This is a genomic window from Acinetobacter sp. YH12155, assembly GCF_013418255.1.
GTDB classification, from domain to species: Bacteria; Pseudomonadota; Gammaproteobacteria; order Pseudomonadales; family Moraxellaceae; genus Acinetobacter; species Acinetobacter indicus.
This window is the reverse complement of sequence record NZ_VPCK01000003.1, coordinates 1-23202: the sequence shown is the minus strand read 5'-3', so window position 1 is coordinate 23202 and position 23202 is coordinate 1. Positions and strand designations below refer to the sequence as shown.

Here is a 23202-nt window from a genome sequence, read left to right as displayed (position 1 = left end):
AGTGTGAGGTTCGGCAAAAAGCAAGTGAAAATCAGCAATCAAGGCAAAGCGCTAGGCAATTTCCCCATCAATAATGCCCTGCTGTTTTAAAGCTTGCAGTTCTTCGGTAGATTTAAAGCGGGACAAAATATAGGCCGTATGTTCACCCAGTTGCGGTGGTGCCTGCCGGTATTCGACCGGTGTATCTGACAGCTTGATCGGTGATGCAATCATTTTAAATTGCGCATTTAAACTGTGCGGCAAATTGACCAGCATCTGCCGATGCTGAATTTGCGGCTCAGCCAAGGCATCTTCAATCGAGTTAATTACACCGACCGGTACTTTGACCGCATGAATCCGGCGTACCCATTCCTCTGCATCCTGACTCAGAAAAAATTCAGCCAGAGCTGGAATCAGCTCATCGCGGTATTTGACCCGGTCCTGATTACGTAAGAATTTCGGATTGTTCAATAATTCCGGATAACCAATGGCCAGACATAGGTCCTTGAACTGTTTGTCATTACCACAGGCAATAATAAATTCCTTATCTTTAGCCTTAAAGGTTTGATACGGCACAATATTCGGGTGTTTATTGCCCATGCGCTGCGGTGACTGGCCACTGCTCAGATAATTCATGCCCTGATTGGCCAGCGTTGCCACCTGAACATCCAATAAAGACAGATCAATATATTGTCCACGTCCGGTATGATGCCGCGCCAATAATGCTGCCTGAATCGCCACCCAAGGCCATGCCGGCCAGTGATGCACTGCCGAGCATTCCGGCCTGAAAGGTGGTTAAACCAAATTCTGCTTTTAAACTGGTTAAGCTGAAAGACAGCAGCATGATGTCTACGCCATCAATCACCAAAGATACAAAGGCAAAAATAAAGGCCAGTTTCCAGGTGTTTTTATTAGGGTCTGTTGACATTTCATAATGGTAGCCAAATAAAGATACAAGCTAAGGCAACAGAATTTTCATAGCTTTGCTTTAGCTTGTCATAGCGTGTGGCAATTCCTCTAAATTGCTTTAATCTAGCAAAGGCATTCTCAATTAAATGCCTGATTTTAAAAATACCAATCCACATGATCATTATTTGAAAGTGTATTGGATTTCTTGGGAATATTAGCTTGAGTTCCCGTTTTTTCTATCTGTTCTCTCAAGGATTCAGAGTCATAACCCTTATCGGCACAGAGAATTTCTGTCTCGTGCAGGTCTATATTGTTAACTAATTTCGGTGCCACTTTTACATCATGGGTCGTACCATCCTCTATCAAAAACTGAACAGGGTTCCCATGAGAATCAACTGCCAAATGAATTTTAGAACTATTTCCACCGATACTTTTTGAGATAGCCTGATCCTTGATTCCTGTAGCATGCTGATGAGCCCTCACATGGCTAGCATCAATAAATACCCACTCTAGATCAGCATCAGATGAAATTAACTTAAATATTTTTAATAACTTATTATCTTTCGACCACCGGGAAAATTTCTTGAATATGGAGTTTGGCTTTCCGAAGGCAGCAGGTAAATCCCGCCACGGGCAGCCTGTACGGATTCTATAAAGAATAGCTTCAATAAAATTTCGAAGATTTTGTTTGAGATAAATACGAAAATTACGGAAAATGTTTTCTAACTTAGACCAGTGTTGATCAGTCAACATTGTACGAGGCATAGCGAGGAGTAGATTTGGTTTGGCGATTAAATTCTACTTTTTCGCTATTTTTTTTGCACAGTAAATGTCAACAGACCCTAATTCGATGGGCGGTACCCACATTCGATGGCAGTTTTAAGCCCAGTGTTCCGGCTTCAGCGTGTATATCATTTTTCATCTTGTCGTTACCTCATTTTCCCAAATGAGTCACCGGTATTTTTTGCTGTGGGTTCTGCCTTTCCGCTTTTTATTCTTTTTTATTCAGCAGATGACAGCCAAAACCCACCCAAAGCAAGACCCGAGAGTCTGCCGATGAATCCTTTATTTACATTATGAATCAGATTTTTTAGACACAACTATCCTGAGGATGTTCATCCTGAACATCCTGGCTATTTTTCTATGACATTAATTACAGAATGCGGCGATTCCGGTCTGTGCACGGCCCAGAATTAAGGCATGTACGTCATGCGTCCCTTCATAGGTATTCACCACTTCCAGATTCACCAGATGACGCGCCACACCAAATTCATCCGAAATACCGTTACCACCCATCATGTCACGGGCCAAACGGGCAATATCCAGCGCCTTGCCACAGTTATTGCGCTTGATTAAAGATGTTCCTTCAATCGAGGCAATACCTTCATCTTTCATGCGGCCAAAACGTAATGCGGCCTGTAAACCTAAAGCGATTTCAGTTTGCATATCAGCCAGTTTTTTCTGGATTAACTGATTGGCAGCCAAAGGACGACCAAACTGTTTACGGTCCATGGTGTACTGATGTGCGGTATGCCAGCAGAACTCTGCCGCACCCATCGCACCCCAGGCAATGCCGTAACGGGCACTGTTCAGGCAGGTAAATGGACCTTTTAAGCCACGAACTTCTGGGAAAGCATTTTCTTCTGGGACAAATACGTTATCCATTACAATTTCACCGGTGATGGAAGCACGTAAACCGACCTTGCCGTGAATCGCAGGCGCAGACAGCCCTTCCCAGCCTTTTTCCAGAATAAAGCCGCGAATGTCACCGACATTGCCTTCAGGTGAAACTTCTTTGGCCCAGACCACAAATACATCGGCAATTGGGCTGTTGGTAATCCACATTTTTGCGCCTGTTAAACGATAACCGCCATCGACTTTTTTGGCACGGGTAATCATGCTGCCCGGGTCAGAACCATGATCCGGTTCGGTCAGACCAAAGCAGCCAATATATTCACCCGTAGCTAATTTTGGTAAATACTTCTGTTTTTGTTCTTCCGAGCCAAATTCATTAATTGGCACCATCACCAGCGAGCTTTGTACACTGGCCATAGAACGGTAGCCTGAATCGACACGTTCAACTTCACGGGCAATCAGACCATAGCTGACATAATTTAAACCAGCACCGCCGTATTGTTCCGGAATGGTTGGGCCTAGTAGGCCTAGCTCGCCCATTTCACGGAAAATGGTCGGATCGGTTTTTTCATGACGGAACTGTTCTAATACACGTGGCATCAGCTTGTCCTGACAATAGGCTGCAGCAGTATCACGGATCATGCGTTCTTCTGCAGTCAGCTGCTGCTCCAGCAGGAATGGGTCTTGCCAGTCAAAATGTACTTTACGGCCTGAATGTGAATTTACCATTTGATTCATAGCTTCCTCTGCCTGAATGATGTTCTCGTTGTTTGTGTTGATACTATGTGTGAAAAATAATATTTTCAAACGAGATTTTTTAATGCAGATATGCATTCTCCGTATATCTTAAATAAGCATATTCATACTGGAGCTGCGCATCGCTCTAAAACCTGTGAAGAAACAATAAAAAATAAACAAATTGGCGATCATAGTGCCTTCATCTATGCTATTTTCAAATACCTGTGCAGATAAAGGATGATCTGAAATGCGGCGTAATATTCCCTCTTTACAGGCCTTGCTCTGCTTTGAGTCGGCAGCCAAGCATTGCAGTTATACCCATGCCTCGCAAGAACTGTTTATTACCCAGAGTGCGGTTTCCCGGCAAATCCAGCAGCTGGAAGAATTTCTTGGCTTAAGCCTGTTTATCCGGACCCGGCATGGAGTCGAACTGACGCCTGCAGGACAGCATTATTATAAAAGTATCAAACCCTATTTACTGGGGCTGGAGCAAAGCACGCTCGATGTGATGTCGCATAAAGGATTAGGTGGCACCTTAAAACTGGGTGTGGTACCGACCTTTGCCACGCGCTGGCTGGTGCCGAAGCTGCATCGTTTTAACCAGCGCTATCCGGAAATTACCATCCATTTGGAAACCAGCACCAAGCCGTTTTTATTTAATGAAAATATTTTTGATGCGGCCATTTATGCGGGCACGCAGCAGCAGATTGATCATTGGCCCGGAATCCACACCCATTTTTTAATGAAGGAAGATGTGGTGCCGGTGTGCTCACCGCAGCTGATTGCCCGGCATTTTCCTGCGGCACAAAAAAGCCATCGCTATGGTTATAACCTGGCTGCTGAACAATTACAGCAACTGCCCTTATTACAGCAAACCACACGACCGACCATCTGGCAGGAATGGTTCCAGACCCAGCAGATTGAGCATGCCCATCCGTATGATGGACAGCGTCATGAACTGTTTTCGATGCTGGCTGTGGCCGCCAGTCATGGCATGGGCATGGCACTCATCCCGCAAATGCTGATTCAGCAGGAATTAACCAGCGGTGAACTGGTACTGGCCTCAGATCAGCAGCTCAGCGGCCGGCGCTCCTATTATCTGGTACATTCTAGTCAGGAAAATTCAGTTTTAATTCAGAAATTTGTAGAATGGATGCAACAGGAAGTCACGCACAGTATCGCCACACAGGAATCTGCCTATGCCTAAACTGATTGTTTTCTCCGGTGCCGGAATGAGCGCCGAAAGCGGGATTAATACCTTCCGTGATAGTGATGGATTGTGGGAACAGCATCGGGTGGAAGATGTGGCCACGCCGGAAGCCTGGGCCAAAAATCCGGCGCTGGTGCAGCGTTTTTATAATGAACGACGCAAAAATATTCTGAATGCCCAGCCCAACGCGGCACATCAACTGATTGCCGAACTGGAACAGTATTTTGATGTGGCTGTTATTACCCAGAATATTGATGATCTGCATGAACGTGCCGGTAGCCAGCAGGTATTACATTTGCATGGCAATATCCGGCTGGCCAAAACCTCCGGTCCCGATGCACAAACCACTACCCGCTTTTACCCGATTGAAGGCGCCGAGCTGGATTTGGAACGCGATGTCTGTGATGCGGGTTATCCGCTACGGCCACACGTGGTCTGGTTTGGTGAAGCGGTACCGGCCTATGTACAGGCGATTGAATGGGTGCAGGATGCCGATATTTTTATTGTGATTGGCAGCAGTCTGGCAGTCTACCCGGTGGCTGGTCTGGTTCATGAAATTCCGGCCAGCTGTCAGGCCTATTATATTGACCCGAAAGCCAATCAGCAGCGTTTACCGGCGCAATATGAATGTATTGCCGCCACTGCAACCCAAGGTTTGGCACAGTTAAAACCACGTCTGCTGGCTGGCCTGTAAGTTGAATCAAAACCATCGGCCAAACACAAAAGGCTCAAAACCAATATATGATCTTGAGCCTTTGCTGTTTTACTGAAGCAGTCAGTGTCTTAGCTGACTTGGGCAAAAACTGCTTCCGGTGGTGTTACCTCACTGACCAGATTATGCAGGGCAAAAATTTCATCCAGCTGTTCCTGAGTCAGTAATTCCTGCTCCAGTACCACCTGCTGAATGGTTTTGTTTTCAGCAATACACAGTTTCCCGATTTCATCACATTTGGCATGACCTAGAATCGGATCAAGCAAAGTGACAATACCGACGCTACGCATCACCGCATCATGGCAAGCCTGTTCATTGGCCTGAATGCCCTGAATACATTTTTCATCCAGACTTTTCATGGCTTGAGTCAATAACTGGATGGATTCATGAATCGACACGGCAATCACCGGTTCCATCACGTTTAACTGCAACTGCCCGGCTTCGGCCGCCATGGTCACGGTCAGGTCATTGCCAATCACTTTAAAAGCAATCTGGTTCACCACTTCCGGAATGACCGGATTGACCTTGGCCGGCATAATCGAAGAACCGGCCTGCAACTCCGGTAACCGGATTTCCCCCAGACCGGTACGCGGGCCAGAACTTAATAAACGCAGGTCATTACAGATTTTCGATAACTTCACCGCCAGACGTTTCAGTGTGCTGGATAAAATGATGAAAACCCCACAGTCGCTGGTGGCTTCGACATAATCTTCTGCGCCAATTAATGGCAAGCCGCTAATCTCTTTTAAAGCCTGCACCGCTTCCTGGGCATAACCTTTGGGGGTATTCACGCCCGTACCAATCGCGGTAGCACCGAGGTTAATTTCCAGCAACAGCTGACGGGTCCGGTCAATCAGTTTTAAATCTTCTTTTAACAGGGTAGCAAAAGCCCGGAACTCCTGCCCCAAGGTCATCGGCACGGCATCTTGCAGCTGGGTCCGGCCCATTTTCAGTACATACTGAAATTCAGCTACCTTCTTGTAGAAACTGTCAATCAGGTTACGCATCTGCACGAACAGATCATCCAGACTGTAATAAGTCGCTAAACGCAAGGCTGTTGGATAGACATCATTGGTCGATTGCGACTTATTAACATGATCATTTGGATGAATAGAAAAATAACTGCCTTTTTCCAGACCCAGATGTTCTAAGGCAATATTGGCAATCACCTCATTGCTGTTCATGTTAATCGACGTTCCGGCACCGCCCTGATAAACATCTAAAGGGAAATGCGCACGCCATGCGGCGGGCTGTTCAATCAACTGGTCACAGGCATACTGAATCGCCTCAGCCACCTGCGGGGAGATTTTTTCAAACTGTAAATTGGTTTGTGCAGATGCCTTTTTCACTTGCGCCAAAGCACGAATGAAATGCAGGTTTTCACCGACCTGCTGATTAGAGATCTGGAAGTTCTCCAAGGCACGCAAGGTATGAATACCATAATAACTGTCTGCCGGCACTTCTTTAGCACCTAGCAAATCATGCTCTATTCTTGTTTTCTCTGTCTGAACCGTAATCACACTGTTTACTCACTATTTCGCACCAATATTGTGCATAAGAAAATCTTAAACCTGTGCCAGCCTGAAACTACACAAGATTGATACGCTTTTTGAAATATTTAATTACACATTCTTTCTGAATGTACGGGATGTAACATAATGTAAATTTACTCCATTTTTAAGCCAGATTTAACAAATTCTCTCCATATTTGCAAAAATAAAAATATTCACCGCTTTATTCAAAATTTTGACTTAATAATTTTCCGCTCATTGCTCCCATTTTTTCAATTGTATCTAAAGCTACAAACTGCAACATAAGACCGCTATAAATCCCGTCGAAATGTTACAGAACGTAATTTTAATTCCATGCTTGAATCAGCTCCTTGAAAAAATGCGCAAAAAATCATCTCGGATGGATGAACGCTTACAGACAAAGGATGGGCATATGAGTCAACTGAATCCCACATTAATTACCTTTATATTTTATATCGTGGCCATGATCGGTATCGGGCTGTATGCCTACAAGGCCACCACAGATTTCTCGGATTATATTCTTGGGGGCCGCAGTCTGGGCAGCGTGGTGACTGCGCTTTCTGCCGGCGCATCGGATATGAGCGGCTGGCTGCTGATGGGTTTACCCGGTGCAATCTATCTGGCCGGATTATCTGAAGCCTGGATCGCCATCGGCCTGATTATTGGTGCATGGTTAAACTGGCTTCTGGTCGCCGGGCGTTTGCGGGTTCATACCGAAGTACAAAACAATGCCCTGACCCTGCCGGATTATTTCACCAGCCGTTTTGGCGACCGCAAGAAAATCCTGCGCGTCAGTTCAGCACTGGTGATTCTGGTATTTTTCGCGATTTACTGTGCATCCGGCATGGTGGCCGGTGCGCGTTTATTTGAAAGCCTGTTTGGCTGGTCCTATACCACGGCGCTGTGGATTGGCGCGATAGCCACCATCAGCTATGTCTGTATTGGCGGCTTCCTGGCGATTAGCTGGACCGATACCTTCCAGGCCGGGCTGATGATTTTTGCCCTGCTGATTACCCCCATCATGACCTATCTGGCACTGGGTGATCATAGCCAGCAGATTGGTCTGTTACTGGAAACTGCGCGCCCACATGCCACGCAGATGCTGTCCGGTTTAAGTTTTATTGCTATTTTATCTTCTTTGGCATGGGGCTTAGGCTATTTTGGACAACCGCATATTCTGGTTCGCTTTATGGCAGCCGATTCGGTCAAAACCATTCCGGCGGCGCGTAAAATTGGTATGAGCTGGATGATCCTCTGCTTGGGCGGCGCAGTTGGTGCCGGTTTCATTGCCATTGCCTATTTCCAGCAATTTCCAGAACTGGCGACTGTGGTGAATCAGAACCCGGAAACCGTGTTTATGGAGCTGACCAAAATCCTGTTTAATCCGTGGATTGCCGGGATTATTCTGGCCGCCATTTTAGCCGCGGTGATGAGTACGCTCAGCTGTCAGTTACTGGTCTGCTCCAGTACCTTAACTGAAGATTTGTACAAAGCCTTTTTACGCAAAAATGCCTCACAAAAAGAGCTGGTCTGGGTCGGCCGTTTTATGGTGCTGTTGATTGCAATGCTGGCAATCTGGCTGGCCAGCAATCCATCGAGTAAAGTCCTGGGTCTGGTGGCCTATGCCTGGGCCGGTTTTGGGGCGGCTTTTGGTCCTCTCATTATTCTGTCGCTGTTCTGGAAACGCATGACCCTGAAAGGCTCGATTGCCGGAATGCTGGTTGGCGCGATCACCGTAATTGTCTGGAAAAATGTCATGGCCGATACCGGACTCTATGAGATTATTCCCGGCTTTATTCTGGCCAGTCTGAGTATTGTAATAGTCAGTCTGCTCGACCGGGCACCAAGTACAGAGGTGATTGAACGCTTTGAACAGTCAGATGCCGAGTACAAAAAAGCCATGCAGGAAATGAACAGCTAGCACAGCAATCTACCGAATTGATTGATCATCCATAAAAAAAGGAGCTTCGGCTCCTTTTGGGTTTTAACGGAAAATACAGACAAAGATGACGGTTTATTTGGCCTTGTGCTGATATTTCAGTTTCAATTGCGAGCTTTCCTTAATCACTTCCATCACCGGATAACTGCGGGTTTCTTTCACCCCCGGCAACTGCCATAAAATTTGCCCGGAAATCTTACGGAATTCTTCCATATTGGCGCAGCGGATTTTGACTACAAAATCGAAACCACCACTAATCATGTGACATTCCACAATTTCCGGATGCTGCAAAATCGCATCTGAAAATTCCTCCAGTACATTCGGCGTGGTTTTATCCAGCAAAATTTCCACAAATACCACAAAACTGCTATTCAGCAACTCCGGATTCAGCTTGGCTTCATAGCCCAAAATAAAGCCATCTTTACTCAGTTTCTGTACCCGCGCCAGCGCAGCAGTTGGCGATAAATTGACGGCTTCTGCCAGTTTAATATTTGAAATCCGGCCATCTTTTTGCAGAATATCCAGAATTTTAATGTCAGTGCGATCCAGGCTCATCATTCCATTCATAATCCGTATTTATCTCTAAAAATAACAAAAATTATAGTGAGTTATTCGGCATATTTTCTGTGATCATAAATTATATAAGGTACACCGTTCAACTAAAATATATCGTCACAGGATGTTGGCATGAACATGATGGATAGCGAAACCCATTTCGACGACGCAAAACCGCATTTGGATTACATCACTGAATTCAAAGAAAAAAATGAGGCAGAAATTGCCATCAATACCGCATGGCGTCGCCCTGAAAGTGAATGTGTCAGCCATTTACTCGAGCACAGTGAAATTCCTGATGCACTGAACAGCCAGATTTATGAGCTGGCTTTTCAGCTGGCCCACTCCCTGCGTGAACGTAAAAATTCCAGCGGTAAAGCCGGTCTGGTGCAAGGCCTGTTGCAAGAGTTCTCCCTCTCTTCACAAGAAGGCATCGCCCTGATGTGTCTGGCCGAAGCGCTATTACGTATTCCTGATACCGCAACCCGTGATCTGCTGATCCGCGACAAGATCAACCAGGGCAACTGGAAAGAGCATTTAGGTCAAAGTAACCTGATGTTTGTGAATGCAGCGGCCTGGGGCTTAATGCTGACCGGCAAGCTGATGGAAACCCCGAAACAGAACAGCTTAAGCGGTATTCTGACTGGCCTGCTGGCGCGCAGTGGCCGTGGCATTATCCGTAAAGCGGTAGATGTGGCGATGCGGATGATGGGTGAGCAGTTCGTGACTGGTGAAACCATTAGCGAAGCCCTGCAACATGCCGAACCGTTAGAAGAAAAAGGTTTCCGTTATTCTTATGACATGCTCGGTGAAGCGGCCCTGACCGAACACGATGCAGAGCGTTATTTTGATGACTATCAAAATGCCATTCACGCCATTGGCCAGGCCTCTAAAGATAAAGATGTTTATACCGGCCCGGGGATTTCGATCAAGCTCTCTGCCCTGCATCCACGTTATCAGCGTGCTCAAATTGACCGCGTGCATACCGAACTGTATGACAAGGTGCTGCAACTGGCGGTGCTGGCCAAAGACTATAATATTGGCCTGAATATTGATGCCGAAGAATCTGAACGACTGGAAATGTCTTTAGAGTTGCTGGAGCGTCTGTGTTTTGAACCGGCACTGGATAACTGGAAAGGCATTGGCTTTGTGATTCAGGCCTACCAGAAACGCTGCTTCTATGTGGTGGATTATGTGGTTGATCTGGCCAAACGCAGCCAGAAACGCCTGATGATTCGCTTAGTGAAAGGCGCCTATTGGGACAGCGAAATCAAGAAAGCGCAAATTGATGGCATGTCAGATTATCCAGTGTTTACCCGTAAAGTGCATACCGATCTGTCCTATATTGCCTGTGCGAAAAAATTACTGGCGGCACCGGAACAGATTTATCCACAGTTTGCGACTCACAATGCCCAGACGCTGGCCACGATTTATCATCTGGCCGATCCAGCGCGTTACTACGCTGGCCAATACGAATTCCAGTGTCTGCATGGTATGGGCGAGCCATTGTATGAAAATGTGGTCGGCTCGAAACAGCAGCAGAAACTCGGTGTGCCGTGTCGTATTTATGCACCAGTCGGTAACCATGAAACCCTGCTGGCCTATCTGGTACGTCGTTTGCTGGAAAATGGTGCCAACACCTCTTTCGTCAACCGTATTGCCGATAAGACCCTAAACATTGAAGATCTGATCGAAAATCCGCATCAGACCATTTTAGCCACAGCTCAACAGGAACAGAAAGTCGGCCAGAAACATCCGGCAATTCCCTTACCGCATGAACTGTACGGCGCGCAGCGCGACAACTCTGCTGGACTGGACTTAGCCAATGATCAGGACTTGGCGGCATTAAATGCAACCGCGCAGAATCTGCATCAGCATCAATGGACTGCCCTGCCCATGGGTGAAGGCTTAACCACCCAAGACAGTGCCGATGTACACGCGATTTTAAACCCGGCTCAGCATCAGGATATTGTTGGTCATGTACAGGAAGCCACAGCAGCACAGGTCAATCAGGCCCTAGAAAATGCGGTACAGGCACAAGCCGTCTGGGCCAATATTTCCAAACATGAACGCGCACAATGTCTGGAACGTGCTGCCGATTTAATGCAGGCACGCCTGCAACCGCTCATGCTGCTCCTCTGCCGCGAAAGTGGCAAGACCTATGGCAATGCCATTGCCGAAGTGCGTGAAGCAATTGATTTCCTGCGCTACTATGCCGCGCAAATGCGTGATCTGGACATCAATACCCAGATCATTCCGCTAGGGCCGGTGCTGTGTATCAGCCCATGGAATTTCCCGCTGGCGATTTTTAGCGGCCAGATTGCCGCAGCGCTGGTGGCTGGCAATACCGTTCTGGCCAAACCGGCCGAGCAGACCCCACTGATTGCAGCACAAGCGGTGCAGATTTTATGGGATGCTGGCATTCCGCAAAATGTACTGCAACTGCTGCCGGGACGCGGTGAAACAGTCGGTGCGCAGCTGAGTCAGGATGAACGGATTCAGGGCATTATGTTTACCGGCTCGACTGAAGTCGCCAAAATCCTGAATCAGACCGTGGCCAAACGTTTAAGCCAGACTGGTGGTGCCATTCCGCTCATTGCGGAAACTGGCGGGCAAAACGCCATGATTGTTGATTCTTCAGCCCTGACTGAACAGGTGATTCTGGATGCGGTCAGCTCTGCTTACGACAGTGCCGGTCAGCGCTGCTCGGCCCTGCGAATTTTATGTGTGCAGGAAGATAATGCCGACACGGTGCTGACTATGCTCAAAGGTGCCATGCAGCAGTTACGCGTGGGTAATCCTTATGTGCTAAAAACCGACATTGGTCCGGTGATTGACCTGGAAGCGCAGAACAATATTGAGCGTCATATTGAAAAAATGCGCATTAAGGGCTATCCGGTGCATCAGTTGATGTGGAATAAGCAAAGCGATGCAAGCTTGCAACACGGCACTTTTGTACCACCAACGCTGATTGAACTGCCGCATCTGGATGATCTGGAGCGCGAAGTGTTTGGCCCGGTACTGCATGTGATTCGCTACCGTTATGGACAGCTTGATCAACTGCTGGCGCAAATCAATGCCAAAGGTTATGGCCTGACCATGGGCTTGCATACCCGTATTGATGAAACCATTCATAGCGTGATTGCCCAAGCCGAGGTCGGCAACCTGTATATCAACCGTAATATTGTCGGTGCTGTGGTCGGGGTGCAACCTTTTGGCGGCGAAGGCCTGTCGGGGACCGGACCTAAGGCCGGTGGACCACTGTATCTCTACCGCTTAATGCAATACTGCTCGCAGAAAAAACTGGCTCAACCATTTGCGGCGCAGACTCTACATGCAGCAGCAATGCCTGCCCTGTATAACCAATTGGTGGACTGGGTACAGGCCGAGTTCCCGCAGCAGCTGATTCAACTACCGGAGAAAATTGCCACGGGTCAGAGTTTTAACCTGACTGGTCCAACCGGTGAAAGTAACCAGTATACGATTTTGCCACGCCATGCCGTGCTATCCCTGGCTGAACAGGAGCTGGATCAGATTCATCAGTTACTGGCGATTTTTGCAGTCGGCAGTCAGCCGGTGGTTCTGGCAGAAAACCGCTTCATGCTGAAATATCTGCCGAAAATGCCGCCAGAGATTGCCCAGCGGATTCGCGTGATCCCAGACTTGCTGCATGGCGATTATGATGCAGTGCTGCATCATGGCAGCTCGGTGCAATTGCTGGAGTTACAGCAAACGGTAGCGCAGCGTGCCGGAGCGATTGTCGGCATCAGCCATCTCAAACTGAATGATCCGAAAATTCCGCTGGAACGTCTGGTGATTGAACGGGCCATCAGCATTAATACTGCTGCAGCTGGAGGGAACGCCAGCCTGATGACGCTGGATTAAAGCCACCCCTTTTCATGGTGTTATCCCTCTTTGCCAAACCAACTCTCCCTGGTCTCTGTTGGTTTGGCTTTTTTTATCTTTGCTCTCGCAAGTGATCTATTTCCCGGCTTTAATCTACCGATCTGTTGAGCCGAAGCTCGATTTCTCCCGTCACGCTACCGCAATTTAAGGTTTGCACAGAATATCTTTAGGCATCTGCCTGAAACTTTGTTACCATCCCCTGTTTCAATGGGTTTGTGATTTTTACTGCATATGACTTCATCTTATCAGCAACAACTTGATGCCAAAGTTGCACGTATTTCTGCACAGTTTGCCGAATTTAATCCTCCAGCGCTGGAGGTGTTTGCCTCGCCTGAACAGCATTTCCGTATGCGTGCAGAATTCCGGATTTGGCATACCGAAGATGACCTGTTTTATGCCATGTTTGAACGCGATGAGCAGCAGAACAAAAAAGTCATTCGAATTGATGAATTTCCAATTGCTGATGCTAGCATCAACCAGTTAATGCCGGTACTGCTGAATGCCTTAAAAGCAGAACCGCTGTTATCCAATCGCCTGTTTGAAGTGCATTTTCTGGCAACCTTAAAAGGTGAAATGCTAGTTTCACTGATTTATCGCTGTCCATTAACTGCAGAGTGGGAAGCGCTGGCCAAACAGCTGGCCGAGCAACTGCAGATTAAAATTATTGGCCGGAGCCGTGGCCAGAAACTGGTACTGAGCGATGAGTTTGTGGTGGAAGAACTGCAAGTCTTTGAACGCCAGTATCAATACAAACAGATTGAAAGCAGCTTTACCCAGCCGAATGCGCGCGTTTGCCAGCACATGCTGGAATGGGCCTGTACAGCCGCCGGACACGCCAATCAGGACCTGTTAGAGCTGTACTGTGGCAATGGTAACTTTACCCTGCCGCTGTCGACCCGTTTTAATCGCGTCTTAGCCACAGAACTGGCCAAATCTTCAGTCTATGCGGCGCAGTGGAATATTGAGCAGAACCAGATTGACAATATTCAGGTGGCGCGTTTATCTGCCGAAGAATTTACCCAGGCCTACAACGGCGAGCGTGAATTCCGCCGTTTGCAGGAAGCCGGCATTGAGATGTCCAGCTATCAGTTTGATACCGTGTTTGTAGACCCACCACGTGCCGGTATTGATGCCGAAACCTTAAAACTGTTGCAGCGTTTTGAGCGGATTATTTATATCTCCTGTAATCCGGATACGCTGCATGACAATTTGCAGACTTTGGCCAGCACCCACAAGATCACCCAATTTGCCCTGTTTGACCAATTCCCTTATACCCATCATGTGGAATCTGGTGTCTTACTGGAAAAGATCTAAAACAATTTGTTTCAAATTATATTATTCAGTCCGAAAAGGAAGATTTTTTAATCTTCCTTTTTTCTTATAAAAATAAGCAACTTAGTTATAATCAAGGCTTATAGCCATCATAATTACGTTTAAACTGTTACAAGCTATCGAAATTTCTAGAGTCTGTTTGCTGCTTTTATCACTTTAGTCGACTTGCATTAATTTTTAAATTGGCTATATTTCGAGCTATGTTAGGTTGCAAATGAAGGCTCTATGAGTTTTTGGCAAAAGCTGTTCGCTCAGGAACAGCAAAACGAGCATAAGAATCAGATTGCTTGTGTTGAAAATGATTGCTCTTGTAAGACAAATGAACAGCTTCTTGAAGCTTTAGCAAAAGCGACAGATGAAGATGTGATTATCGGTATTAAAAAGGTTCTCGCTTCGCGCGGCTATAGCCGTAAAGAGTTGAATGAACTTCAACATTTACCCCTGCAATAGCAGAGTCTGACCACAGAAAAAGGCATTTAGAATTTCTAGGTGCCTTTTTTATTGGTCTGATTTTAATCAGATTTCTTAGTTTTGAAATTTTTTTCATGTATGCTCAAGGGCTTAGATCAGTCTTGATCGTATTTTTAATTCAATACATAACAATAAGGATACCGCTATGAATAACAAAATGATCGGCGCTCTTACCCTTCCACTGCTCTGCCTGGCCCTCACAGGCTGCGACCGTATGCCGGCAGAATGTGAAGAAGCCTGGGACAAGATGGACAGCTTGAGCACAAAAAGGGGGCTTTCGGAAGAACAACGTCAATTCCAGAAAAAACAGTTTGAGGCCGGAATCAAAGAAATGTCGACTGAAGATGCCAAACGCCTCTGCAGCCAGCAAACCCAGACCCTGGGCATTATTGGCCAGTAGATTTTTCTGGCTCAGTCGCGCAGGCTGAATCATCAATATACGCCAGCATCGGGCCAACTGCGCGGTACTGGCGATGGCGTTTTAAGGCCGCAATATACACAGAAGATACTGAACCATCCAAGTACAGCGCATTCGGTGTCTTAAGCTGCTGCTGAAACAGCCGGGCAAAGTCATAAAAATTTATTGGCTGCTGGCTGATCACAAAATACAGGGTGGCGTCTTTCAGCCCAACGCCATTGCGGATTTTTCTGGAATCGGAATCCGGAATAAAGTTTGGGTTAATTTTTCCGTCAATCACCAGCATCGGGCCAGATTGGGTGGCATATTTCGGTTGCACATTGGCCTGCTGATACTGCTGGGTGGTCATCAACAGTGGCTGCTTGTCCCAGGCCAGTACCCCATTCGGCTGAATCAGAAAATTGCCCCAGCCTTGGGTCTGGGTATTTAACTGGCTTACCCTCTTGCCCTCTTCAATATACAGCCCGACGGGTGCATAATCGGCATGGAACATCCCGGCATTCATGGCAAATTCCAGCTGCTGGCACGGTTGCAGATCATCCTGGAGCGTAGTGAAATAACGATAGGGCTGCTGTGCTGTATTCTTTAATACCAGCTTCAGCTGCGCCATTGATCGGATTTCCGTGACATCAAAATCACCCAGCCTATGTTTCAGCTGCCAGCTGTAGATTTGCGGCTGTGCCTGTGCCCAGTTTGCACTGCAAGCACCCAGCAGAATCAGCAGTTTTAACAGCGGTTTGGCAGTAACTCGTGCAAAGTACTGTCCTAACTTTTTCATTGCATCTGTTCCCTGTTCATCGTTGTATAATTCAGCCATTCTTGTCGCCACCCTGTCGATTCTTGTGCCAAGAAGCAGTACACTAGAGCTTTAAAATACACCTGTCACTTTACTAATGTCACAATGCTCAAGCAGAACACACGGTTCCCTTTAGGGGCGCATCTGATTGTCAAACATTTCGGCTATACCCACCACGGGATTTATGCTGGACGTGGTCGTGTCATTCATTATTCCGGTTTTGCGCATTTATTTAAAAAACATCCGATTGAAATCACCAGCCTAGACAAGTTCAGTCATGGCAAACCGGTGCATGTGCAGCATTATGATCAACCCAAATATAAAGGCCGTAAAGTGGTGCGCCGGATGCGTTCACGGATGCATGAAAATAATTATCACCTGATTATCAACAACTGCGAACATTTATGCACCTGGGCCATTACCGGCGTGGAAAGCAGTCCGCAAGTCTTCCGGATGATGAACCGCTTAACCACCATTGGTTATGTCAGCTCCTTAATGAGCTATATGAACAGCATGATGCTGACCCTGACCACCACCTGTTTTGCCCTGGTGCTGTATATTAAAAAGAAATTGCGCGACAAAGCCAAAATGCAGATGCCGACCCATCTGTTTTATAAACGCGATGAAAAGAAATAACACACCGGATCATCTGTAAATCAAATTTTTTTTAATTTAACGTGCTACTTCCTTTCAACGTTTACTTTCCATTTTCAACACCGCATAAAAAAGCCCGCTGAGTCCAGCAGGCTTTTTCAATCATCTAGCAAAATGCGCTTTTATTTGCCCGGTTTGAAGCTGTCTTTTAAGTCCAGAATACGGTTAAACACTGGCGTTTCGCTGGAATGATCATACTGATCCGCCACGAAATAACCTTCACGTTCAAACTGGAAACGATCTTCTGCTTGCGCTTGCGCTAAAGCCGGCTCAATAACCGCTTGTACCACTTTCAATGAGTCCGGATTCAGATTCGCCAGGAAGTCATCGCCGACTTCTGGGTCAGATTCGGTGAACAGACGGTCGTAAATACGCACTTCAGCTTTCACGCCTTTAGTGGCAGATACCCAGTGAATCACGCCTTTTACTTTACGGCCTTCCGGATTCTTACCTAAAGTTTCAGGGTCGATTGAACATTTCAGCTCAATAATTTCACCCTTGTCATCTTTAATGATTTCGTCGCACTTGATCACATAAGCATGACGTAAACGCACTTCACCGCCCGGAATCAGACGTTTAAAGCCTTTCGGTGGCTCTTCTTCGAAATCTTTACGGTCAATATAGATTTCAGAGGTGAGCGGAATGACACGCTCGCCCATATCTACGTTTGGATGGCGCGAATGAGTCAGATCCATTTCTGCTGGCAGATTGGTTAACGTCACTTTTAATGGATTCAGCACGGCCATACCACGCGCTGCGGTATTTTCTAGCGACTGACGGATGCAGTATTCCAGCATTGCCACATCGACAATCCCGTCAGACTTCGACACACCAACGCGCTTACAGAAATCACGCAAGCCTTCCGGAGTAAAGCCACGACGACGCATACCCACTACAGTTGGCATACGCGGGTCGTCCCAACCCTTAACAAAACCACCTTCCACCAGACGGCGCAGCTTACGCTTTGAGGTAATGGTGTAATCGACGTTTAAACGGCTGGATTCATACTGACGTGGTACTGCCGCTGATTTTACCTTTTCCACCACCCAGTCATAGAACGGACGGTGATCCTGGAATTCAAGCGTACACAGTGAATGAGTAATGCCTTCAATCGCATCGGATAATGGATGCGCATAGTCGTACATCGGGTACATTTTCCATTTGTCACCGGTCTGGTGATGCTCGGAATGTAGCACACGGTACAAAATTGGGTCACGCATATGTACGTTTGGCGATGCCATATCAATTTTGGCACGCAATACCGCCTGACCTTCGCCCAGCGCACCATTACGCATCTGTTCAAAACGCGCCAGGTTGTCTTCTACAGACGCATCACGGTATGGTGAGTTTTTACCCGGCTCGACAAATGAACCACGATTCAGCTTGATTTCTTCAGGAGTTTGCAAATCGACATAGGCATCACCCTGTTCAATTAACTGCACCGCCCAGCTATACAGCTGGTCAAAATAGCTTGATGCATAGCGTGGCTCGCCATTCCAGTTAAAGCCCAACCATTTCACGTCGTTGGCAATACCATCTACATATTCTTGTTCTTCGGCATCCGGGTTGGTATCGTCAAAACGTAAGTTACATAAACCGTTAAATTCTTCGGCAATCCCGAAATTCAGGCAAATTGCTTTCACGTGACCAATATGTAAGTAACCGTTCGGTTCTGGTGGAAAACGTGTGATCACTTTTTCAGTACGGCCTGCTGCCAGATCATCGGTAATGACCTGACGCACAAAATCTAAGCCCGGCTGTTGTTCTTGCTGCGCAGCATCGACAGAGGCATGGTTACTTGGTGTCGGGGTGTTAGGCAGAGATGAAACAGCATCATTCGGCTTCATAGTTAATAAATCACTTCTAGATAAAAATTTAGGATAATTAAAACGCTATTCCCACTTTTTAACAAAGAAAATAACGTTTTTACTTGCCTTGTAGTTTACAGTTTGCTTATGCTTCTCTCAACCAAAAAACCCATGGCTTTTTTGTCCATGATTAGGAGATAACACAATGAGTTTTCCTCAAGTCGAATTAAACACCAACAAAGGTCGTATTGTTCTTGAGCTTAACACTGAAAAAGCACCTAAAACTGCTGAGAACTTCCTTCAATACGTTCGTGACGGTTTCTATGATGGCGTAATTTTCCACCGTGTCATCGATGGTTTCATGATTCAAGGCGGCGGCTTTGATGAAAACTTCAAAGAAAAAGCAACCCGTGATTCAATCGAAAACGAAGCAGACAACGGTCTGAGCAATGACGAAGGGACCATTGCAATGGCGCGTACCCAGGCTCCGCACTCTGCATCTGCTCAATTCTTCATTAACGTGAAAAACAACTCCTTCCTGAACCACACGGGCAAAACTGCACAAGGTTGGGGTTATGCCGTATTTGGTAAAGTAGTTGAAGGTATGGATGTAGTTGCTGAAATCAAAGGCGTACGTACAGGCAACCGTGGTTACCACGCTGATGTTCCACTAGAAAATGTGGTCATCGAATCTGCCAAGATCATTTCTGAATAAGAATCCCTCTCAACCTCCCGTTATTTAAGGGCGTTGGGAGATTCCAAGGAAAAGATTGTGACCTATCTGTTTATTTCAGATTTACATTTGTCACCTGATCACCCTCGACTCGTTCGGGGGTTTTTAGATTTATTACGTGCTTATCAGGATCAAAACACCCAGCTGTATATTTTAGGCGACTGGTTCAATGCCTGGATTGGCGATGACTACACCGCCCCTTGGCTGGATGAAATTGTCAGCGCTTTAAAACAGTTTAATGCCGCAGGCAATCAGCTGTATTTTCAGGTCGGCAACCGCGATTTCGCACTGCATGAGGTTTTTTTACAGCAGTTTAACGGGCAATTATTACCTGAAATTGACACCCTCACTATTGGCCAGACCCGCTATCGTCTGGAACATGGCGATGCCTTGTGCACCGATGATGTATCCTATCAGCGCTTTAAAAAAGTTATCCGTCATCCGCTCGTGCTGCGTCTGTTAAGAAAAACTCCGCTGTCCTTTCGCAGCAAACTGGCCAACGGTTTTCGCAAACAAAGCCGCGCTTCTAAAGAAGTTAAATCGTATGAAGTGATGGATGTGAATCCGGCTGCGGTAACGCAGGCTTTGGCCGAGGTGGATGTACTGATTCATGGTCATACCCATCGACCAGCCATCCATGAGCTGAATGGCAAAAAGCGGATTGTGCTGGGGGACTGGCGTGCGCATGAGGCACTGATTCTGGAAATTGATCCTGAACAGCCTACCACTCACCTGCAACTGAAACGCTGGACCTATTAAGCAGCAGGTGGATGACTATAAATCCCCACCTCCTGCATCATCTGTCAGGTTAATAATGACCGCTTAATACCCCCCTTCAGGTTTTACCCAGCTCGCTCCGGTTTTATATTTGGCCAGCAGCTCACGCAAGGAATTCATTAATACGCTGGTATCGACACCGACAGCGACAAATTCGGTACCCAGTTCAATATATTTTTGCGTCACGTCATGTTGAGTCGATAAAATCCCGGCCGCTTTACCCGATGCGCGAATTCGTTGAATTGCATCAACCACTGCGTTTTGCACGTCAGGATGGTTCGGATTGCCTTCATAACCCATAGTGGCAGATAAATCTACTGCGCCAATAAATACCCCATCAATGCCCTCGACTTTTAAGATGTTATCCAGATTTTCCAGCCCTGTAACTGACTCAATCTGAATCAGCAAACAGATATTTTCATGTGCAGTGGCATAATAATCCGGAATACTGTTCCAGCGTGTGGCACGTGCCAAAGCCGCACCTACACCGCGAATCCCTTCCGGTGGATAACGCACTGCTTTAACCATCAGTTCGGCCTGCTCCACGGTTTCCACCATCGGAATCAATAAGGTTTGTGCGCCAATATCCAGCAACTGTTTAATAAGCTGCACACTGCCAATTGGCGGACGGACCACCGCCTGTGACGGATAGGCCGCAATACTTTGCAGCTGGGCCAGTGTGGTTCTTAAATCACTGGGCGCATGTTCCCCATCAATCAGCAACCAGTCATAACCGGCATTGGCCGCAATTTCAGTGCCATAGGCATCGGCCAGACCGACCCATAAACCAATCTGCTGCTGGGTTTTTAATTTATGTTTAAAGTGATTACGATAGTCCATCGACAGGCTCGCTATAGTCCACACCTACTTCCATTAAATGCCGATTTTTAAAAATTGCCAATATTCAAAACCGCTGTTGTGATTTGATTTAACACTTAATCGGGCAATAACTGAAAATACGATGAGCACATTTTAAGGTTAATTTTGACAATAAAATTGCAGCGAATATGCCATCAAAGCCATCAAAATGGCGTATGATGCTGAAGGTTCAGCCTTTCTCAATTTATCCTTATTGCTGGAGTATCTTTATGGATTTGCTCGACGTCGTACGCAGCCGCTATACCACCAAAGCCTATGATCCTGCAAAAAAAATTCCTCAAGAGCAGTTTGAACGCTTTCTCGAAATTCTCCGTTTTACCCCCTCTTCTATTAATATCCAGCCCTGGCATTTTTTTATTGCCGAGCATGATGCAGCCAAGCAGCGCATTGCCAAAGCCCTGGTCGGGAAATATGCCTACAATGCGCCTAAAGTCTTAGATTCTTCTCACACCATTTTGTTCTGTACCAAAGCCGATATTAGCGATGAACATCTGGACAATTTGTTGCAGCAAGATGATGTCAGCGGCCGTTTTAAAGATGCCAGCGCCAAGCAGGGCCAGAAAGACAGCCGTAGCGGATATGTGGATTATTACCGCAATGAAAAAGGTGATATTCAGCGCTGGGCCGAAAACCAGACCTTTATTGCCTTGGGTCAGATGTTGCTGGCTGCCGGTATTGAAGGTGTAGATGCCACCCCGATTGGCGGCTTTAATGAACAGATTCTGACAGAAGAACTAGAATTACAGGACAAGGGTTTAATTCCATCGGTGCTGCTGACCTTGGGCTATCGCAGTGAGCAGGACTTTAATGCTAAACTACCCAAGTCACGCCTGAATAAAGATGAAATTTTCACCAAATTGTAAGAACTACATTACATAATACAGGGACGAAAGTCCCTGATTTCGGCTTGATTTTTGCTTTCCCTTTCACAACACAATAATAATAGACCGGAGAAGAAAGATGTCTATCCTTGCCCAGCTCCCAATGAAGTTTGAATGTCGTCAATGCAATAAACTGTATTTGCATCAATATCAGCAGGAAAAACGCCATTATCCTCATTGTCCGAGCTGCCAGAAAGCCGGTCTGTTACTGGGCATTGCCGAACTTCAGGACCTGATCAAACATCCGCTGATTTTTGCTGCCAGCTTCATCAAATTCAAGCCGTCATCGCATAAGCTAAACACATCACACTAATGATGCCCAGCCCCAGCCCAATGGCGGTGCTGGGTTTTAATTTTTCTTTAAAGAACAGCAAACCGCTGATTACCCCTAAAATTACCACCAGAATATTCATGCCGGCAAATACAACCGCCGGTGAATCTTTTAAAGCCATATGTGCTTTGACATAAAACGCGATATTGGCAAAATTCAGCATCCCCAAAATTAAGCCTGCCACTATATTTTTGCCACTGCCCCAGCTTTTGTGCTGAATCAGAATATACCCCAACGATAAAATAAAAGCGCAGATGAACATCAGGTTCAATACCAGCGCAAACTGCAGGCCTAAACCGGTGGTGTATTTCAGCAACACATCAATCAGCGCATAACCGACCCAGACCAAAGCCAAATACAGCATACCCGCCTGGGCGGACGATGCACCGCCACGATGCGAATATAAAATACACAGTACCGCTGCAATCCCCAACGCAATCCCGACAATTTTCAGGCTATTAAACTGTTCCTGGAAAATAAAATAGGCCGCAGTTAAAGACAGCACCACCGACAGCCGCTGGGCAATTTCGGTTTTTAAAATTCCGGCAGTTTGTAATGCTTTGGCTAAAAACAGGAATACGCTTGGCAATAATACCCCTAAGGCCAGAATCAGCAGCCACGGCGTTTCGGTGAGGGACAGCTGTTGTACATTAGGCTGAAACCACCAGAAACAGAGTACACTGGCCGAGGCATAATTCCAGCTGATCATCTGCAAAGGTGAATAGCCGCGGTTCTTTGCGACTTTCAAGAGAATCGACACCACCACACTACAAATGGCCGCTGCTAAAATCAGTTCCATGATCTACTCTTATTTATATGCATTATGTGATCTGCTCTGCTGCACTATAGCGGTTCAGATACAGAAAAGCCCACGCAATGTGTAATGCCAGTCAGTTAAGAGATTGACTGGCTTTTTCTTGGGTATTTTTGAGGTTTTCCTTTTACAACCCTTGGGTAACTCCTCATCCGTCTCTCAGGTATAACATACCGATTAGATTTCTCCATTA

At 46.6% G+C, this 23202-nt stretch carries 20 protein-coding genes and 2 pseudogenes; 12 read left to right on the top strand and 10 right to left on the bottom strand.

All coding sequences use genetic code 11. The features are described from left to right. Positions 1 to 51: 51 nt before the first annotated feature. From FTU86_RS02895 to FTU86_RS02880, 4 genes and pseudogenes are all read right to left on the bottom strand, one after another. Positions 52 to 720 (bottom strand): annotated as a pseudogene (locus FTU86_RS02895) (CaiB/BaiF CoA transferase family protein); the annotation flags it as partial. Then, positions 707 to 907, bottom strand: a pseudogene (locus FTU86_RS02890) (MFS transporter); the annotation flags it as partial. The pseudogenes FTU86_RS02895 and FTU86_RS02890, both read right to left, overlap by 14 nt. 1 nt (position 908) lies before the next feature. Continuing rightward, a protein-coding gene (locus FTU86_RS02885; protein ID WP_180036785.1) for an IS5 family transposase occupies positions 909 to 1653 on the bottom strand; the annotation gives its coding sequence in 2 pieces (ribosomal slippage) (positions 909 to 1050 and positions 1049 to 1653; 747 coding nt in all). A gap of 384 nt (positions 1654 to 2037) precedes the next feature. Further along, positions 2038 to 3261 carry an acyl-CoA dehydrogenase gene (locus tag FTU86_RS02880; RefSeq protein WP_016659032.1) on the bottom strand — a complete coding sequence of 408 codons (1224 nt, stop codon included), beginning with the start codon at positions 3259 to 3261 and terminating at the stop codon, positions 2038 to 2040. A 247-nt stretch (positions 3262 to 3508) separates the two neighbouring features. On the opposite strand from FTU86_RS02880, the gene FTU86_RS02875 reads away from it, so the two are divergent. Together FTU86_RS02875 and FTU86_RS02870 are read left to right on the top strand one after the other, a co-directional pair. Further along, positions 3509 to 4468, top strand: coding sequence for a LysR substrate-binding domain-containing protein (locus tag FTU86_RS02875; protein WP_005178537.1), 960 nt, complete (start codon positions 3509 to 3511; stop codon positions 4466 to 4468). Beyond that, entirely contained in the window at positions 4461 to 5165 is a 705-nt protein-coding gene (locus FTU86_RS02870) for an NAD-dependent deacylase (protein WP_180036784.1), read from the top strand. Before FTU86_RS02875 ends, FTU86_RS02870 begins: the two co-directional genes overlap by 8 nt. An 89-nt stretch (positions 5166 to 5254) precedes the next feature. Here the strand turns inward: FTU86_RS02870 and aspA are convergent, their stop codons facing one another. Further along, on the bottom strand, positions 5255 to 6703 hold the full coding sequence (gene aspA, locus FTU86_RS02865) for an aspartate ammonia-lyase (protein WP_016659035.1): 1449 nt from the start codon (positions 6701 to 6703) through the stop codon (positions 5255 to 5257). A 424-nt stretch (positions 6704 to 7127) separates the two neighbouring features. Here aspA and putP point away from each other — a divergent pair, with 424 nt between their 5' ends. Next, positions 7128 to 8636 (top strand): sodium/proline symporter PutP, encoded by a 1509-nt coding sequence (putP, locus tag FTU86_RS02860; RefSeq protein WP_180036783.1) that lies wholly within the window; start codon positions 7128 to 7130, stop codon positions 8634 to 8636. A gap of 93 nt (positions 8637 to 8729) precedes the next feature. On the opposite strand, the gene FTU86_RS02855 is transcribed toward putP, so the two are convergent. Then, positions 8730 to 9212 (bottom strand): Lrp/AsnC ligand binding domain-containing protein, encoded by a 483-nt coding sequence (locus FTU86_RS02855; RefSeq protein WP_005178547.1) that lies wholly within the window; start codon positions 9210 to 9212, stop codon positions 8730 to 8732. 129 nt (positions 9213 to 9341) lie between these two features. Here FTU86_RS02855 and putA point away from each other — a divergent pair, with 129 nt between their 5' ends. From putA to FTU86_RS02835, 4 genes are all read left to right on the top strand, one after another. Further along, a complete protein-coding gene (gene putA / locus FTU86_RS02850; RefSeq protein WP_180036782.1) occupies positions 9342 to 13094 on the top strand; it encodes a trifunctional transcriptional regulator/proline dehydrogenase/L-glutamate gamma-semialdehyde dehydrogenase in 3753 nt (1250 codons plus the stop codon). Positions 13095 to 13346: 252 nt separating this feature from the next. Beyond that, complete coding sequence (trmA, locus tag FTU86_RS02845; protein WP_087662276.1) at positions 13347 to 14429, top strand: tRNA (uridine(54)-C5)-methyltransferase TrmA; 1083 nt, start codon at positions 13347 to 13349, stop codon at positions 14427 to 14429. A gap of 243 nt (positions 14430 to 14672) precedes the next feature. After that, on the top strand, positions 14673 to 14897 hold the full coding sequence (locus FTU86_RS02840; protein WP_005178553.1) for a hypothetical protein: 225 nt from the start codon (positions 14673 to 14675) through the stop codon (positions 14895 to 14897). A 166-nt stretch (positions 14898 to 15063) separates the two neighbouring features. Continuing rightward, positions 15064 to 15318 carry a hypothetical protein gene (locus FTU86_RS02835; protein ID WP_180036781.1) on the top strand — a complete coding sequence of 85 codons (255 nt, stop codon included), beginning with the start codon at positions 15064 to 15066 and terminating at the stop codon, positions 15316 to 15318. On the opposite strand, the gene FTU86_RS02830 is transcribed toward FTU86_RS02835, so the two are convergent. Continuing rightward, on the bottom strand, positions 15305 to 16153 hold the full coding sequence (locus FTU86_RS02830; protein WP_180048557.1) for a phosphodiester glycosidase family protein: 849 nt from the start codon (positions 16151 to 16153) through the stop codon (positions 15305 to 15307). The genes FTU86_RS02835 and FTU86_RS02830 overlap by 14 nt on opposite strands. An 84-nt stretch (positions 16154 to 16237) precedes the next feature. Between FTU86_RS02830 and FTU86_RS02825 the strand changes: the two genes are divergently transcribed. Further along, positions 16238 to 16768, top strand: a complete 531-nt coding sequence (locus FTU86_RS02825; RefSeq protein WP_005178558.1) for a lecithin retinol acyltransferase family protein — start codon at positions 16238 to 16240, stop codon at positions 16766 to 16768. A gap of 140 nt (positions 16769 to 16908) precedes the next feature. Here FTU86_RS02825 and FTU86_RS02820 read toward each other — a convergent pair whose 3' ends face one another. Beyond that, the gene (locus tag FTU86_RS02820) at positions 16909 to 18633 is read right to left on the bottom strand and encodes a glutamine--tRNA ligase/YqeY domain fusion protein (protein ID WP_016659047.1); all 1725 of its coding nucleotides are present in this window, start codon (positions 18631 to 18633) and stop codon (positions 16909 to 16911) included. A 166-nt stretch (positions 18634 to 18799) separates the two neighbouring features. Here FTU86_RS02820 and FTU86_RS02815 point away from each other — a divergent pair, with 166 nt between their 5' ends. Both FTU86_RS02815 and FTU86_RS02810 read left to right on the top strand, forming a co-directional pair. Beyond that, positions 18800 to 19309 carry a peptidylprolyl isomerase gene (locus tag FTU86_RS02815; protein WP_005178561.1) on the top strand — a complete coding sequence of 170 codons (510 nt, stop codon included), beginning with the start codon at positions 18800 to 18802 and terminating at the stop codon, positions 19307 to 19309. Positions 19310 to 19366: 57 nt separating this feature from the next. Then, a complete protein-coding gene (locus tag FTU86_RS02810) occupies positions 19367 to 20086 on the top strand; it encodes a UDP-2,3-diacylglucosamine diphosphatase (RefSeq protein WP_016659048.1) in 720 nt (239 codons plus the stop codon). Between the two features lie 63 nt (positions 20087 to 20149). Here FTU86_RS02810 and hpaI read toward each other — a convergent pair whose 3' ends face one another. Then, positions 20150 to 20944 (bottom strand): 4-hydroxy-2-oxoheptanedioate aldolase, encoded by a 795-nt coding sequence (gene hpaI / locus FTU86_RS02805; RefSeq protein WP_075166833.1) that lies wholly within the window; start codon positions 20942 to 20944, stop codon positions 20150 to 20152. A 248-nt stretch (positions 20945 to 21192) separates the two neighbouring features. On the opposite strand from hpaI, the gene nfsB reads away from it, so the two are divergent. Together nfsB and FTU86_RS02795 are read left to right on the top strand one after the other, a co-directional pair. Next, complete coding sequence (nfsB, locus tag FTU86_RS02800) at positions 21193 to 21846, top strand: oxygen-insensitive NAD(P)H nitroreductase (RefSeq protein ID WP_005178567.1); 654 nt, start codon at positions 21193 to 21195, stop codon at positions 21844 to 21846. A gap of 97 nt (positions 21847 to 21943) precedes the next feature. Beyond that, positions 21944 to 22177 carry a hypothetical protein gene (locus FTU86_RS02795; RefSeq protein ID WP_005178570.1) on the top strand — a complete coding sequence of 78 codons (234 nt, stop codon included), beginning with the start codon at positions 21944 to 21946 and terminating at the stop codon, positions 22175 to 22177. Here the strand turns inward: FTU86_RS02795 and FTU86_RS02790 are convergent. Further along, positions 22140 to 22994: a DMT family transporter gene (locus FTU86_RS02790; protein WP_163141807.1), complete on the bottom strand. Its 855-nt coding sequence runs from the start codon at positions 22992 to 22994 to the stop codon at positions 22140 to 22142. The genes FTU86_RS02795 and FTU86_RS02790 overlap by 38 nt on opposite strands. Positions 22995 to 23202 lie beyond the last annotated feature (208 nt).

Excerpts from the sequence above, each read along its gene's own strand:
- FTU86_RS02880 (WP_016659032.1), bottom strand. The coding sequence starts at position 3,261 with ATGAATCAAATGGTAAATTCACATTCAGGCCGTAAAGTACATTTTGAC.
- FTU86_RS02875 (WP_005178537.1), top strand. The coding sequence starts at position 3,509 with ATGCGGCGTAATATTCCCTCTTTACAGGCCTTGCTCTGCTTTGAGTCG.
- FTU86_RS02870 (WP_180036784.1), top strand. The coding sequence starts at position 4,461 with ATGCCTAAACTGATTGTTTTCTCCGGTGCCGGAATGAGCGCCGAAAGC.
- putP (WP_180036783.1), top strand. The coding sequence starts at position 7,128 with ATGAGTCAACTGAATCCCACATTAATTACCTTTATATTTTATATCGTG.
- FTU86_RS02855 (WP_005178547.1), bottom strand. The coding sequence starts at position 9,212 with ATGATGAGCCTGGATCGCACTGACATTAAAATTCTGGATATTCTGCAA.
- putA (WP_180036782.1), top strand. The coding sequence starts at position 9,342 with ATGAACATGATGGATAGCGAAACCCATTTCGACGACGCAAAACCGCAT.
- trmA (WP_087662276.1), top strand. The coding sequence starts at position 13,347 with ATGACTTCATCTTATCAGCAACAACTTGATGCCAAAGTTGCACGTATT.
- FTU86_RS02840 (WP_005178553.1), top strand. The coding sequence starts at position 14,673 with ATGAGTTTTTGGCAAAAGCTGTTCGCTCAGGAACAGCAAAACGAGCAT.
- FTU86_RS02835 (WP_180036781.1), top strand. The coding sequence starts at position 15,064 with ATGAATAACAAAATGATCGGCGCTCTTACCCTTCCACTGCTCTGCCTG.
- FTU86_RS02830 (WP_180048557.1), bottom strand. The coding sequence starts at position 16,153 with ATGGCTGAATTATACAACGATGAACAGGGAACAGATGCAATGAAAAAG.
- FTU86_RS02825 (WP_005178558.1), top strand. The coding sequence starts at position 16,238 with ATGCTCAAGCAGAACACACGGTTCCCTTTAGGGGCGCATCTGATTGTC.
- FTU86_RS02820 (WP_016659047.1), bottom strand. The coding sequence starts at position 18,633 with ATGAAGCCGAATGATGCTGTTTCATCTCTGCCTAACACCCCGACACCA.
- FTU86_RS02815 (WP_005178561.1), top strand. The coding sequence starts at position 18,800 with ATGAGTTTTCCTCAAGTCGAATTAAACACCAACAAAGGTCGTATTGTT.
- hpaI (WP_075166833.1), bottom strand. The coding sequence starts at position 20,944 with ATGGACTATCGTAATCACTTTAAACATAAATTAAAAACCCAGCAGCAG.
- nfsB (WP_005178567.1), top strand. The coding sequence starts at position 21,193 with ATGGATTTGCTCGACGTCGTACGCAGCCGCTATACCACCAAAGCCTAT.
- FTU86_RS02795 (WP_005178570.1), top strand. The coding sequence starts at position 21,944 with ATGTCTATCCTTGCCCAGCTCCCAATGAAGTTTGAATGTCGTCAATGC.
- FTU86_RS02790 (WP_163141807.1), bottom strand. The coding sequence starts at position 22,994 with ATGGAACTGATTTTAGCAGCGGCCATTTGTAGTGTGGTGGTGTCGATT.